The 14,043-nt window shown below is 68.3% G+C and carries 12 protein-coding genes; 3 read left to right on the top strand and 9 right to left on the bottom strand.

Annotated features, from left to right (window positions below; all coding sequences use genetic code 11):
• Positions 1 to 13: 13 nt before the first annotated feature.
• Together ACGFIF_RS16440 and ACGFIF_RS16435 are read left to right on the top strand one after the other, a co-directional pair.
• Positions 14 to 469: a nucleoside deaminase gene (locus ACGFIF_RS16440; protein ID WP_393155223.1), complete on the top strand. Its 456-nt coding sequence runs from the start codon at positions 14 to 16 to the stop codon at positions 467 to 469.
• Positions 466 to 1,446, top strand: a complete 981-nt coding sequence (locus tag ACGFIF_RS16435; RefSeq protein ID WP_393155221.1) for a TIGR03619 family F420-dependent LLM class oxidoreductase — start codon at positions 466 to 468, stop codon at positions 1,444 to 1,446. The genes ACGFIF_RS16440 and ACGFIF_RS16435 overlap by 4 nt, the downstream gene beginning before the upstream one ends.
• Here the strand turns inward: ACGFIF_RS16435 and pepN are convergent.
• Genes pepN through ACGFIF_RS16405 form a run of 6 tightly spaced genes read right to left on the bottom strand, consistent with a single transcriptional unit; the run spans position 1,343 to position 9,066 of the window.
• On the bottom strand, positions 1,343 to 3,748 hold the full coding sequence (gene pepN, locus ACGFIF_RS16430) for an aminopeptidase N (RefSeq protein ID WP_393155219.1): 2,406 nt from the start codon (positions 3,746 to 3,748) through the stop codon (positions 1,343 to 1,345). The two genes, ACGFIF_RS16435 and pepN, sit on opposite strands and share 104 nt — an antisense overlap.
• Entirely contained in the window at positions 3,732 to 4,706 is a 975-nt protein-coding gene (locus ACGFIF_RS16425) for an ABC transporter ATP-binding protein (RefSeq protein WP_393155217.1), read from the bottom strand. Before ACGFIF_RS16425 ends, pepN begins: the two co-directional genes overlap by 17 nt.
• Positions 4,706 to 5,710, bottom strand: a complete 1,005-nt coding sequence (locus ACGFIF_RS16420) for an ABC transporter ATP-binding protein (protein WP_393155215.1) — start codon at positions 5,708 to 5,710, stop codon at positions 4,706 to 4,708. Before ACGFIF_RS16420 ends, ACGFIF_RS16425 begins: the two co-directional genes overlap by 1 nt.
• Positions 5,707 to 6,573 carry an ABC transporter permease gene (locus tag ACGFIF_RS16415; RefSeq protein ID WP_393155214.1) on the bottom strand — a complete coding sequence of 289 codons (867 nt, stop codon included), beginning with the start codon at positions 6,571 to 6,573 and terminating at the stop codon, positions 5,707 to 5,709. Before ACGFIF_RS16415 ends, ACGFIF_RS16420 begins: the two co-directional genes overlap by 4 nt.
• On the bottom strand, positions 6,557 to 7,495 hold the full coding sequence (locus ACGFIF_RS16410; RefSeq protein ID WP_393155213.1) for an ABC transporter permease: 939 nt from the start codon (positions 7,493 to 7,495) through the stop codon (positions 6,557 to 6,559). The genes ACGFIF_RS16415 and ACGFIF_RS16410 overlap by 17 nt, the downstream gene beginning before the upstream one ends.
• A 2-nt stretch (positions 7,496 to 7,497) precedes the next feature.
• Positions 7,498 to 9,066 (bottom strand): ABC transporter substrate-binding protein, encoded by a 1,569-nt coding sequence (locus ACGFIF_RS16405; RefSeq protein ID WP_393155211.1) that lies wholly within the window; start codon positions 9,064 to 9,066, stop codon positions 7,498 to 7,500.
• 144 nt (positions 9,067 to 9,210) lie between these two features.
• Here ACGFIF_RS16405 and ACGFIF_RS16400 point away from each other — a divergent pair, with 144 nt between their 5' ends.
• Positions 9,211 to 10,404, top strand: coding sequence for an amidohydrolase (locus ACGFIF_RS16400; protein WP_393155210.1), 1,194 nt, complete (start codon positions 9,211 to 9,213; stop codon positions 10,402 to 10,404).
• A gap of 81 nt (positions 10,405 to 10,485) precedes the next feature.
• Here the strand turns inward: ACGFIF_RS16400 and ACGFIF_RS16395 are convergent, their stop codons facing one another.
• The 3 genes from ACGFIF_RS16395 to ACGFIF_RS16385 all read right to left on the bottom strand — a co-directional run bounded on the left by ACGFIF_RS16395 (position 10,486) and on the right by ACGFIF_RS16385 (position 13,989).
• Positions 10,486 to 11,376 carry a fibronectin type III domain-containing protein gene (locus ACGFIF_RS16395; protein ID WP_393155209.1) on the bottom strand — a complete coding sequence of 297 codons (891 nt, stop codon included), beginning with the start codon at positions 11,374 to 11,376 and terminating at the stop codon, positions 10,486 to 10,488.
• A gap of 73 nt (positions 11,377 to 11,449) precedes the next feature.
• The gene (fes, locus tag ACGFIF_RS16390; RefSeq protein ID WP_393155207.1) at positions 11,450 to 12,637 is read right to left on the bottom strand and encodes an enterochelin esterase; all 1,188 of its coding nucleotides are present in this window, start codon (positions 12,635 to 12,637) and stop codon (positions 11,450 to 11,452) included.
• Positions 12,634 to 13,989 (bottom strand): M14 family zinc carboxypeptidase, encoded by a 1,356-nt coding sequence (locus ACGFIF_RS16385; protein ID WP_393155205.1) that lies wholly within the window; start codon positions 13,987 to 13,989, stop codon positions 12,634 to 12,636. Before ACGFIF_RS16385 ends, fes begins: the two co-directional genes overlap by 4 nt.
• Positions 13,990 to 14,043: the final 54 nt, after the last annotated feature.

Here is a 14,043-nt window from a genome sequence, read left to right as displayed (position 1 = left end):
GTAGCGTCAGCCCATGGATCTTTCGTTGTTGCGACAGGCCATCGAGTTGGCGCGGGTGAACGGGGCCGAAGGACAGTTACCGTTTGGTGCGGTGATCGCGAACGGCGCGGACGTCGTCGCGACCGGAGTGAACACGTCCTTGGCGGACAACGACCCCACCGCCCACGGCGAGGTGGTCGCCGTACGGGCTGCGTGCCGGGAGCTCGGGACGATCACGCTGACCGGTACGACGCTCTACACGAGCTGCGAGCCGTGCCCGATCTGCCACACGGTCGCGATCGCGGCCGAGATCGACCGGATCGTCTATGCGGCCCCGAAGGAATGGGTGCCGGATCTCGGGACGCCGTTCGCACCCGTGCTGTTCGACATCCAGGCAGCCGCCCGCCAACTCGATCCCGGCCGGATCGAGCAGATCGAGCTGGCCGAAGCACGCGAGCCGTTCACCGCCTTCCTGGAGAGCCGACGGTGAAGCTCGGGCTGAACCTGCTCAACTACGGTCCCGGCACCACGCCGGAGTCGTTGCTCGGCTGGGCGCGGTTCGCCGAGGATTCCGGGTTCGCACTGGCGATGATCTCCGACCACCTCGCCCTCGCGCCCGAGGTGCAGGCCCTCTACCCGGTCCCGTTCTACGACCCGCTCACCACGATCACCTGGCTCGCGGCGCACACCACGCGACTCGAGTTCGGCACATCGGTCATGGTCCTCCCCTACCGTCACCCGCTACAGACCGCCCGGGTCGGCGCGAACCTGGCCCACTTCAGCAACGGCCGGTTCGTGCTCGGTGTCGGGTCGGGCTGGTCCGAGCAGGAGTACGCCGCACTCGGCGTACCGTTCGACCGTCGCGGAGCCATCACCGACGAGTACCTGGCCGCGATCGTGGCTGCCTGGAGCAACGACGTCACCTCGTCGCCCGGACCCTATGCGCCGTACGACGAGATCCACACCGGACCGCGGCCGGACCGAAGCCCGCCGGTGTGGGTCGGCGGGGCCGGGCGGGCCGCGATCCGGCGGGCGATCCAGCACGGTGACGCCTGGCATCCGATCAACCCGCATCCACACTGGCTGCGCGACAAGGGAATGCCGATGTTGCGAGCCGCCGCGGCTGAAGCGGGCGCTACGGCACCGGCCCTTGCCCGCGGATCCGGGCCCATCCCACGAGTGAACTGGCCGACGACGACCGAGTGCTCGGCGAGGGATCACTCGACCAGATCCGGGCAGACCTGGCCGGCCTCGCCGAGCTGGGCGCGGAGTACGTCGTACTGGACACCTACATCAGCCCGGACGTACGCCGTACCGCGGAAGAGGACTGGCGCATCCTCGAGCAGATCGCAGCCCTCAAGCCCTAGCCCCGTCGCCGGGCCGCCTGCTCGGCCTGGTCGGTCAGGGCTCGACGGAGCAGCAGCGGTACGTCGAGATCGACGGCGCGGGCCAGAAAGGCGTCGGTGATGCCGACCGTCGGGAACGCGTACAGCACCGCCCGTTGAGCGGCCGGCCAACCGGCCTGCTCGCCGAAGGCCGGCAGCCGATCCAGGAAACGCATCGGGAAGCCCGCCAGTACGGCGCTCTGACGCGGTTGCCAGAACGCTTGGCCGAAGCTCCGCAACGCCGACACCGGGACGCCGGGCGCGGTGAGCATGAGGTCAAGTGCTGCGCGCTTCGCTTCCGGTGTCGGAGCCGCCGCCCGGGCCGCGGCGGCGTGCCACTGCGCATCCGGATCATGGTCGCGGGCCAGCTCGGCGGCGGTGTCATCGGCAAGCCCGAGCGCGACCCGCCGGGTGATCAGCCGCCACCGGATCGTCTGGGGCAGGTCGTCGGCGAGGAGCGAGTCCAGCAACGGCAACTCATCGGCGAAGTCGGCGAGGCCTTCGACAAGGACCAGCCAGTGGTCGCCCGTTGCGGCTTCGAGTGCTTCGAGGCAGGCACCGGCGAGTCGTCGTTCGAGCGACTCGCGCTGGGCGGGCGGCGCGGACGGCCCCGCGGCGTCGGCGCCCAGGGTGGTGAGTGCCTTCAACTGGGTCAGGTCCTTCTCGGTGACCAGCGATCGGGCCACGTACTCGACGACATCCGCGGCCGGGATGGTCGCGTCGCGCAGAAGCCCTCGGACGGTACGCCGGGCCACCGAGCGCGCGACCAGGTCGGTCAACGTGTGGGCCGTCTTGATCAACGTGTGCGCATCGTCGGGCCGCAGTAGCGCGTACGTCGCATCGGTCGCGTCGAGCAACAGCAAGTCGGCCGTGGGCTTTCCGACCAGCGCCGGTATGTCGGTCCGTGCTCCAGTGATCTCGACGAGGTGATCGCCGATCGAGAGCTTGTGACGCCGTGGTGGGTCCGACTGGACCAGGACCGCGGAGGTGTAGTGCCCGTCCTCGCTGGTGGTTCGCAGGGAGAGCGTGTTGATACCGCTCGATTCCAGCCATTCGCGGGACCACGCGGCCAGGTCGATCGCGGCGAACGGCTGGAGCGCGGCGAGCAGCGCGGCCAGACTGCCGTTGCCTCCAGCATGCAGTCGGAAGTAGTCCCGCAGCCCGGTGAGGAAGGCCTCCTCGCCGACCTGCTCGACCAACTGGCGCAGCATGCACGCACCCTTGGCATAGGTGATCGCGTCGAAGTTCGCCTCCGCCGCGGCCAGGTCCGGCACCGGTCGGCTGACCGGATGCGTCGACGACAACTGGTCCGCGTCCGTGGCTCGTTCCTTCTCCAGTGCCATCGCCACCGACCAGCGGCTGTCGAGTACTCCGAGCTCAGCACCCGCCCACACCGCGGCCCAGTCCGCGAAGGACTCGCTGAGCCACAACCCGTCCCACCATCGCGGGGTGACCAGGTTGCCGAACCACATGTGCGCCATCTCGTGAAACAACACCAGCGCCCGCCGACGCCGCTGTTCGGCGGTCGGTTCGGACCGGTAGATCACCTGGTCGTTCCACGTCACGCACCCGTGATTCTCCATCGCACCGGCCTGGTCCGGCAGGAACACGTGGTCGTAGGAGTCACCGTCGTACGCCAGGCCGAAGGTCTGCTCGAACAGCTCGAGCCCGCGTCGGCTCAACGCGAACAGCTCGGCCGCGTTGCGCTCGAGCGGCGCGGCCAGCGATCGCCTTGCGTACAAGGCCATTCCGGCCGACCGGACGACGTGGAACGGCCCGGCGCACACAGCCGTCGCGTACGTCGGCAGCGGGACCGTCGGCGGGAACGTCCAGATCGCCGCGTCGCCGTCCTCGATCACCGACGACTCGACCCGATTGCTCACACACGACCACTCCAGCGGCGCCCGGACGGTGCACGCGAACGTCGCCTTCAGGTCCGGCTGGTCGAAACACGCGAACATCCGCCGCGCGTCGAACGGCTGGAACTGCGTCCACACGTAGACATCCTGATTGTCGACACTCCGCGACAACCCACGTCCGGGTACGTCGGTCCGCTGCCGGGCGACCACGTCCAGCCGATGCCGTCCACCCAGCGGACCGATGCGAATCCGGTTGCCCCGGACAACCTCGTCCGGATCCAGCGTCGTACCGTCCAGCTCGACGGCCACGACCTCGGCGGCGACCAGGTCGACCCAGGTCATCCCGGGTCCGCCGACGCCGTCGTACTCGAACTCGATCACCGTACGCGAACTGAACACGTCGGTCTCGAGCAGCTCGGTCAGGTCCAGTGAGACCTGATAGGCCCGCACCGAGACGACAGCGGATCGCGCTGCCGCCTCGGCCGCGGTCAAGCCGCCGGTGGTGGTCTCAGGATCGGCCAGCATGGATCTCCCCCAATGGATAGTGACAGGCCACACCACGCTGCAGAGCCGGATCATCGACCGAGCAACGGTCCTGCACCTGCCAACAGCGGGTCCGGAAATGACAGCCGGACGGTGGATTCAGCGGGCTCGGCGGCTCACCCTGCAGGACCAGTTCCAGCGGTCGGTGCCGAGCCGACCGATCCGGCTGCGGTACGGCGGCCAGCAACGCCTTGGTGTACGGATGACGCGGCTGCTCGTACACCTGCTCGTAGCCGCCCTCCTCCACGAAGCGGCCGAGGTACATCACCGCGACCCGGTCCGCGATGTGCTGCACCACCGCGAGATCGTGCGCGATGAAGACGTACGCCAGCCCCAGCTCACGTTGCAGCCGCTCCAGCAGGTTGATGATCTGCGCCTGCACCGACACGTCGAGCGCCGACACCGGCTCGTCACACACCAGCACCTTCGGCCGCAACGCCAACGCCCGGGCGATCCCGACTCGTTGCCGTTGGCCACCGGAGAACTGGTGCGGCAACCGCTCCAGATGATCCGGGTTCAGCCCGACCATCTCCAGCAACTCGGCGACCGCCGTACGACGCTTGGCTCGCGGCACCACGTCCGGATGGATCTCCAGCGGCTCCTGGACGATCGCACCGATCGTCATCCGCGGATTCAGCGACGTGTACGGGTCCTGGTGGACCAACTGGATGTCCCGCCGCGCCTGCCGCAGGCGACGACCGCGCATCAGGTGCAGTGGCTCCCCCAGCAGGTCGATCGTGCCGTCGGTCGGACGTTCCATCCCGACGAGCAGCTGCGCCAGCGTCGACTTCCCGGAGCCGGACTCGCCGACGATGCCGAGGGTCTCCCCCGCCTGCAACTCCAGGTTCACCCCATCGACCGCGCGCACCAGCCCTCGGCTCAACGGGCCGCCGATGCGATAGGTCCGTCGTACGCCGGAAGCCCGCAGGACGGTGGTCATCAGGCACCTCCCGCGACATGACATCTACCGAAGTGATCGTGTGACACCTGCATGACGGGTGGACTTGTCTTACAGAGTTCGACCGCCTGCGGGCAGCGGGTGCGGAAGGCACAGCCGGACGGCAGATTGCCCAGGTCCGGTGGCTGACCGCTGATCACGCGGAGCGGTTTGCCCTTCTGCTCGGGCGTGCAGATCGAGTCCAGTAACGCCCGCGTGTACGGATGCGCCGGCGCGTCGAACACCTTGTCCGCCGGGCCCTGCTCGACGACGCGACCGGCGTACATGACCAGGATGTCGTCGGCCATCCCGGCGACCACGCCCATGTCGTGGGTGATCAGCATCAGGCTCATCTGCCGATCGGCCTGGAGTTTCGCCAGCAACTGCAGGATCTGCGCCTGCACGGTGACGTCGAGGGCGGTCGTCGGTTCGTCGGCGATCAGGATCTCCGGGTCGGCGGCCAGCGCGGTCGCGATCATCACCCGCTGCCGCATCCCGCCGGAGAACTGATGCGGGTAGTCGTTCACCCGCCGCCGCGCGTCCGGAATGCCGACCAGCTCGAGCAGCTCGATCGCCCGCTGCCGCGCCGCGCGTCGGGACATCCCTAGGTGCACCCGGCAGCCCTCGCCGATCTGGTAGCCGACCGGCAGCACCGGGTTCAGCGCGGACAACGCGTCCTGGAACACCATGCCGACCTGCGCGCCACGGACAGTACGACGTTCCTCCGCGGGCAACTGCAGGATGTCGCGACCGTGCAGAACGACCTGCCCGCGACTGACCCGCCCGACCTGGGCCGGCAGCACGCCCATGATCGCTCGTGCGGTCGCGCTCTTCCCCGATCCGGACTCACCGAGTACGGCCAAGGTCCGGCCTGGGCGCAAGGAGAGATCAACGCCATCGACAGCAACGCCCCAGCCGCGAGCGGTCCGGAACTCCACGCTCAGGTCCGAGACCTCGAGCACCGGAGCGGCGAGCTGCGCGTCGGGTAGGGAGTCCATTGTCTTCATCGCGACCTCGGATCGAAGGCATCCCGCAGGGCGTCGCCCAGCATCACGAACGCCAGCACGGTGACGGACAGGAACAACGACGGGAACAGCAGCAGGTGCGGGTGCTCGCTGAACGAGTCCTGCGCCTGGTTGAGCTGAACACCCCACGAGATCGACGGCGCCCGCAACCCGACCCCGAGGAACGTCAGCGCCGACTCCGCGGTGATCATCCCGCCGATGCCGAGGCTGGCAACCGCCAGGATCGGCGCGAACGAGTTCGGCAGCACGTGCCGCACGATCACCCGAACCGGCCCGGCGCCGAGCCCGCGCGCCGCCTTCACGAAGTCCAGGTCGACGGTCGCCAGCGCGGCCGATCGCATCAGCCGCGTCATCGCCGGCCAGGCGAACAGGATCAGCACCGCGGACACCACCACGACGTTGCGCTGATGCAACGTGCTGAGGATGACCACCTGCCCGACCAGCGCCGGGAATCCGAAGAAGATGTCCATCGTGCGGCTCACGACCGTGTCCACGAAGCCCCGGTAGTAGGCCGCCAGACACCCGAGCACCAACGCGATCAGCACACAGCCCGCCGTCACGGTGAACCCGATCGTCACCGACGAACGGGTGCCGTGGACAACGTTGCTGTACAGGTCGCAGCCCTGGATGTCGAAGCCGAACGGGTGCCCGGCGACCGGCCCGAGCCCACTGTTGTTGAGATCGCACGCCCGCGGATCGGTCTGGGTGAACAGCCCCGGGACGGCGGCCACCAGCAGGACCATCAGCACCACGCCCGCCGGAATCGCGATCCTGGGTTTGCGCAGCAGCCGGCGACGCCGGACCGGGACGGTGGCGACGGTCGGGGTCTCAACGGCGGCCGGCAAGGCTGATCCTCGGGTCGAGTAGCCCGTAGACGATGTCCACGAGCAGGTTGATGAACAGGTAGACGAGCACCAGCAGACTGCAGACGCCGACCACGACCGGCCCGTTCTGCTGCGAGATCCCGTTGAAGACGACGTACCCGAGGCCCGGGATGTTGAAGATGCCCTCGATCAGCACCGTGCCGCTGACCATGTAGCCGAGGCTCAGCCCGAGCACCGACACCACCGGGACCAGCGAGTTCCGCAGGATGTGCCGGACCACGATCATCCGATGCGGCAGACCTTTCGCGACCGCGGTGTCGACGTAGTCGGCGTACCGGTTCTCGACGATGCTGGCCCGGGTCAGCCGGACCAGCTCCGGGATGCCGAACAGCGCGAGAACCGTGGCCGGCATCAAATAACTGGCCGGCCAGCCTTCGCGTACCCCGGACGTCGGGAACCAGCCGAGGTTGACGCCGAGCACGATCTGGGCGACGTACGCGATCACGAAGTACGGCAGCCCGACGACCACGGTGGTCGCGGTGAGCACCACCCAGTCGACCGCGCCGCCCTGCCGCATCCCGGCGTACGTGCCGAGCGAGATGCCGACGATCGCCATGATCGCCCACGCCGTCAGCCCGAGTTGCAGGGTGTACGGCCAGGCCCGGGCGACCAGCGCGGAGACCTCGTGACCCTGCAGGTCGATGCCCAGGTCGCCGCGGACCAGGCCGCTCAGGTAGTGCCCGTACTGCGCCCAGAGCGGCTGATCGAGATGGAACCGCTCCCGCAACGCATCCTCGACCGATGGCGACAACACCCTTCCCGGTCCGGCCAGCGCCTTGATCGGATCACCCGGCAAGGCGTAGACCGCGGCGAAGATGAGCAGCGTCGTACCGATCACGACCGGGACCATTCCGGCCAGCCGCCGGAGCACGTAGCCGGTCATCGTCAGCCCGCCTTGACGACCGCCAGCCGGGCACCGCCAAGGACCTCCGGTACCACGTCGCTCAGCCGCTCGGAATGAACCAGACCACCCATCGGCCAGTAGAGCGGAGCCACCGGTACGTCGGTCAGCGCCTGCTCAGCCGCCTGCTTGGCCAACGCGGTCGTGTCCTTACTCGATGCGGCCTGACCGAGCAGTCCGGTGAACGACTTCGAGTCGTAGCCGGTCACGTTCAGCGGTGCGCCGGTGGAGAACATCTGGTCGGCCATCGCGTAGATGTGCGGGTACGGCGAACCGGAGTACAGCAGGCTCGGGCCCTTGACCGCCTTGCCGGCGAAGCCTTCGTACAGCTGCGCGATCGGCTGCGCCTCGAAGGTGACGTTGGCGATGCCGAGGTTCGTCCTGAGCTGGTTGGCGATCGCATGCAGGACCTTCTCGTTGGTCGGGTCCTGGTAGGTGTAGAGCACCATCGGGCCGTTCCAGCCGCCGGCCGCCTGCAGCGTCGCCTTCGCCTTCTGCGGGTCGTAGGTGCAGCTCTCGCACTTCGCCTCACCGCCGCCGGTCAGCGTGGGCGGTGCGAGTCCGGTCGCGGCCTTGGCGTTGCCGGCCAGCAGCGACTTCACGATCGCTTCGCGGTCGATCGCCATCGAGATCGCCTTGCGCAGTTCGGGGTTGGCGAACCTGCTGTCGTACAAGGGGAAACTCAGGTAGACGATCGCCGGGTACTGGACGTCGACGACCTGGTCGGGGGTGTCCTTCTTGGCCTTGGACAGGTCCGCGCCGTCGAGCAGCGCGAGGTCGATCGTGCCGGCCTGGAAGTCGGTGTAGATCGCGCCGGTCTGCTGGTACACGCGCACGTCGACGCCGGCCGCGGCTGCCTTCGTACCGGCGTAGCCGTCGTACCGCTCGAGCTTGATCTCCTGGGCCCCGGCCTCCCAGCCACTGGTCTTGAACGGACCGTTCCCGATCGGGTGCGTGCCGAACGCCTTCAGGTCCTTGGTTGCGCTCTCCGGCAGCGGCGCGAATGCGGTCGCGGACAGGACGTACGGGAGTAGCGCGTTGGGCTTGTTCAGCGTGAGCTCGAGCGTCGAGTCGTCGACGACCTGGACGCCGGACAGCGTCTTCGCTGGCGCCGTGCCCTTCGGCGGGTTCATCGCGGTGTAGCCCTGGAAGATCGCCATACTCGCGTTGCCGGTGAGGGCGTTCGCGCCGAGCGCGGTCGCGTTCCAGGAGTCGGCGAACGACTTGGCGGTGACCGGGCTGCCGTCGTGGAAGGTCCAGCCGCTCTTCAGCTTCACCGTCCAGGTGACGTTGTCGGTCGACTCGATCGAGTCGGCGACCAGCATCTCCAGCTCGCCGCTCTGACCGTCGACCCGGGTCAGCGGCGACCAGATCGCGTAGTCGACGTAGCTGCTGCCGGAGCTGCCTGGCGTCAGGTTCTGGACGAAGAACGTCGGTACGCCGACCGAGAACGTGCCACTGTCGTCGGTGGCGGAGCTCTCACCCGCGCACCCCGCCAGCACCAGGCCGAGCACGGCGAGGGCGGCCGTCAGGCGTCTACGTGGATTCTTCATGTGGTTCGTGCCTCCCATGGCTCGGTCGGCAACATCCTCCGCGTGGCCGGGAACAACCAGCCTTATCGGAGAGATCAGAAAGGCTTCGCCGATGTTGTCGTCATCGACAGCCCACTCGGACGGCGACTCGGCCACGATGACTCGATGCAGACGGCAATCGTGGGTGGAACGGTGGTTCCGGTCGAGGGATCACCTGTTGTCGGTGGCACTGTGCTGATCCAGAACGGACGGATCACGGCTGTCGGCGCGGAGGTCGCCGTACCGCCTGGTGCCGAAGTGGTTGATGCGCGGGGGCGGTGGGTGCTGCCGGGGTTCGTCGACGCGCACACGCACATGGGCACGCTCGAGGAGGGCGAGGGCTTGGCGGGTGACGACCACGACGAGGCGACCGCGCCGGTCACGGCGCAGCTGCGGGCGCTCGACGCGATCAACCATCTGGACCACGGGTTTCGGGACGCGATCGGCGGTGGAGTGCTGGCGGTCGGGGTGAATCCCGGCTCGTGCAATCCGATCGCGGGCGAGACGGTCGCGATCCGGTGCGCGGGACGGTCCGTCGACGAGATGGTGCTGCGGTCGCCGGCCGGGATGAAGTCGGCGCTCGGCGAGAACCCCAAGAAGCATTACGGCGACGCGGGACGGCTGCCGTCGACCCGGATGGGTATCGCCGCGGTGATCCGGCAGGCGCTGGCCGAGGCACGTGAGTACGACGAGGCCCGCCGTACGGCGTCTCGTCCGGCGATCGATCTGGGGAAGGAAGCGCTGGCGCGGGTGTTGCGGCGGGAGATCCCGTGGCGGCAGCACTGTCATCGGGCGGACGACATTCTCACGGCGGTGCGACTGGCCGACGAGTTCGGGTACGACCTCGTGGTGGATCACGGCACCGAGGCACATCTCGTCGCCGACGTACTCGTCGAGCATGGCATCCCGGTGCTGCTCGGCCCGCTGATCGTCGGCCGCGGCAAGGTCGAGCTCCGCAACCGCGCCTTCCGCAACGCCCGCCTCCTCGCCGAGGCCGGCATCGAACTGTCCCTGGTCACCGACCACCCGGTGATCCCCGCCAACCTCCTCCACGTCCAGGCCGCGTACGCCGTCCGCGAAGGCCTGGACCGTGACGTCGCGTTCCGCGCGATCACCCTCAACCCCGCCCGCGTCCTCGGCGTAGCGGACCGCATCGGCTCACTCGTCCCCGGCAAGGACGCCGACCTCTGCATCTGGTCCGGCGACCCCTTGGACCCGATGCAACGAGCAGAACAAGCCTTCATTCGCGGCCAGGAAGTCTTCCGCTGGAACAACACCCACCGGACCGGATTCATCAACGGCACCGAGTGGTGGACTTAGGAAACCAGCACGGTGTCGATCAGCGGCATCTCGGCGAAGTCCGGGTGCTCCACAGCGAGCGAGCCTACGTGTGGAACCGGCCTACCAGAGCACAGTCGTCAGAGCGGGGGCGGAGCGGTTGCCGGCTGGGTCGACTGCTCTGACTGCGGCGACGAAGAAGCCGGAGACTTGTGTGCCTGTGACGGCGTAGCGCACCGTGAACAGGTCGCCGGCCCAGCTCTGCAGCATGTCGTAGGTGAGGCTCGACGACGGATCGGTCGCGTCTGTGGACGCGGTCCAGGTCGTCAGCTCATCGCCTTCCTCGGGGAGGAAGATCGTCGGGTTGCCCGGAGCGCTCGGCGCGGTCACATCGGTACTTCTGGGTGGCACCGTCACCGTCACCGAGGTGCTCGGCGGCGAGACGTCCTGGTTCGAGTGCATCGCCTTGACGGTGAACGTGTGGGTGCCTCCGGTGAGGCGCTGCATCGTCACCGTTTCGGTCTTCGCGGCTGCCTCGGGCCGGCCGGAGTCGTAGATCAGGTACCGATACGGGTCCATGTTCGCCGGCCGGTTCCACGCGAGGCTGACGGTACCGCCGGCGCTGCTCGTCACCCGAAGTCCGGTCGGCGAGGGCCATGCTGTGGTGGTGAACGTGACCGGCGCGCTCGGCACTGACACGTTGCCTGCCTTGTCGACCGCGACCACCGTGAGGGAGTAGCTCGTGTTCGACAGAAGTCCGCCGACCTGGGTCGAGCTCGGTGAGGTCGTGGCCTGCTCGCGGCCACCGACCCGTACGACGTACCACTTCAGCCCGACGTTGTCGGTCGAGCCGGTGAACGAGATCGTCACGGTGCTGGGGCCGGTGGCGAGCACCCGAACGTTGGAGGGTGACGTGGGCGGCACGGTGTCGGCGGCGTTGGCCGCGGGCGCCGAGACCACCCCAGCGATGAGGCAGGTGACGAACGCTACGACCATGCGCGAAGTGATCCGCATCGGTGACGCTCCTTCGGTGGGCGACGGCTCAGAGGTCCCTCACTAACCTGAACGGGGTAGTGCCGGCTGAAGTTCAACGCCAAGGGCTGCCATAAGCCCACTGAAGCTCGGTGGGTAGTTCGGCCAGCCAGCAAGTGAGGTCATGGCCGCCGTTGTACTCGCGGTACAGCACGTCCTCGGCGTACGGCGTCAGTGCTGCAGCCAACCGCTTGGTCTGGGGAATCATCCAGTCGCCTTCCTGCAACCCGACGTCCAGACAGAACCGCACCGGCAACTCGCTGTCGACCTGACGCAGTAGCCACTCCGGCGACTCACCCGGTGGAGCCCACCAGAACGAACCCGACTGTGCGATCACGTTCCCGAACACATCAGGCCGACGCAGTCCGGCGAACACCGAGGCCAATCCGCCGTAGCTCTTCCCGGCGATCACCGTACGCCGCGGGTCGTCCGTCGCGCCGGTCAGCTTCCTTGCCCACGGCACCAACTCGTCCGCCAGGAACTCCGCGAACCCTTCATTACAAGGCAGTTCCCGAGCTCGGGTCGCAAAGTCAACACTGTCCGGCAAGACCGCGACCAACGGCGGAAGCAACCCCTCGGCCACCAGGTTGTCGAGCGTCGGGAAGATCGGCAGGGCCTCCGTCCAGTCCCTGCCGTCCAGGAGGATCAGGAGTGCGGGATCCTCCACCCGCGGGACCGACTGCCACCACCAGATGCGTCGTTCGTCGAGCGTTGTGTCGGTCACCGTGCCGCGCGGCACCTCGGGGCGCGGCGCGGCCCACGCACGCGGTGTTGCCTGGTCGAGAGCGAAAGTGGAGAAGTGTTGGGCAGGGCTCACGGAGTCGCCCGGGATCTCGGGAAGGGTGAAGGGCGCGCGGTTGAAGGGGTCCGGGACGAAGGTGGCGTTTCGGGTGACGGCGGCGGTGGTGCCGGCTGTTTCCAACGGTTTGAGGGAGTCGTTCGGTGAGAGGACGTATCTGCCGCGGAGGTCGGCCCGGGTGACGTAGCTGCGAAACCAGACGTCGGTGCCAGGAATGTGCTCCAGCTGGTTGTCAGGAATCTCCCACCACAGCGCCGGGCCGCCGATCACCACGACGGTGTCGATCGGCGCCTCCTCCTTCCACAGGAAGGTGACCAGGCGGTGCTCCGCGTCGTACGGCTCGACCAGCGGCGTGCCGACCAGAGCGACCTCGGCCCAGAAGCGAGCCAGGACACCGTCCACAGGACCGGCGGCGAGCTCCTCACGGAGTTGCTGGATCCTCATCGCCGCAAGTACTCGGCGGTGGCGATCAGAGCGGCGTACTGCGTCGCGACCAGAGAACGGATCGGGATCGGTTCGGCGCTGCCGGCGGCCTTGTCCTCGGCAACCCACGCGTCGTACTGCGCCGCCAGCCGGGTCCGCGCGGTCCGGATCGCCGGAGTCGCGTTGCCGATGCCGACCTCGGCGTCGAGCGCTCGCAACAGCATCCCGGCGTACCGCAGGCGGAACATGTGCACGGAGTCCTGCAGCGACGCGAGCTCGGCGACGGTGGCCGGGCGTTGCGACTCCGGCTCCGCGGCCCGCTTCTCCATGCTGTCCGGCGAGGGCGCCATGATCCGCGCGAAGAACCGGCTCGCCCGCACGAACGCCGACCCACTGCTCAAGTCCGCATCGGTCGCCGCGAGGATCTCCTCCATCCACCCGACCAGGTCCCGGAATCCGGCCGCCTGCTCGCGCAACGCATCCGCGTACGACGTGGCCGACGGCGAAGCGTCACTCACCCGGGCGTCGTCCCAGTACGGCAACTCGCTGAGCAACGTGAGCGTCCCGTACGGCCGCGCGTACGAGTGACTGCTGTTCCCGCCGAACGACTCCGGCAACGGATCGCCGTGCTCGACGTAGTAGTCGTAGATCGTCTCGATGTCCGGCATCTTGAAGATCCCGTCGGCGTACTGCGCGATCGACGGCGACTCCGGCTCACCGCGGTCCAGGCTCAGCCCGAGCCGCGACGGGATCTCCTGCAGTACGCCGTGCAGTCCCGGCTCCGGCCTGGACAGGTAGTAGTACACGCCGCCCAGCTCGGTGTTGTGCAGCGAGCACATCAACGTCGGCCGCAGCTGATCGATCAGCCGCATCAGCGCCGCGGTCTCCGGCAGGACGTCGTCGAAGTACGCCGTCTTGTAGTCGAGCGGGAAGGTCCATTCGATCTGCTCGTCGCCGGCCGGCCGGTAGAAGTTCCGCGCGTAGTGCTCGCGGGTGAGCGGGCCCTTGAGCCAGCCCTCGTTCAGCCGGAGCCCGTCCGGATCGATGCACGCGATCACGTGCCAGCGGTGCCCGAGTCGGTCCCGCAGCTCGGCGTCCTCGCACAGCCGGCGGGCCAGGTGCAGCGCGCTCAGGCCGCCGATCGGCTCGTTCGGGTGCGGCAACCCGAAGACCAGGGCATTCTGCGACGCGTTGCCGATGGTCAGGCAGAGCAACGGGTCGCCGAGCCCCGAGGTCCCGACCCGGCGCAGGGACGTGACGCCGGGGTGGCGCTCGGCCAGCGCGCGGAGCCCTTCGACCAGCTCGTCGGCGGTGCTGAACACCTCGATCTCGGGTACCGATTCCAGTTCGGCTTCCAGCCACGCGGGCAGCACGTTGTCGACTCCTCGGGTCGTCCGGACGGGGGTTCTCATCGTCGCCGGGGCGAC

Origin of the sequence: Kribbella sp. NPDC049174, from assembly GCF_043197365.1 — a bacterium.
Taxonomy (GTDB): Bacteria; Actinomycetota; Actinomycetes; order Propionibacteriales; family Kribbellaceae; genus Kribbella.
This window is presented reverse-complemented; position numbering and strand designations above follow the sequence as displayed.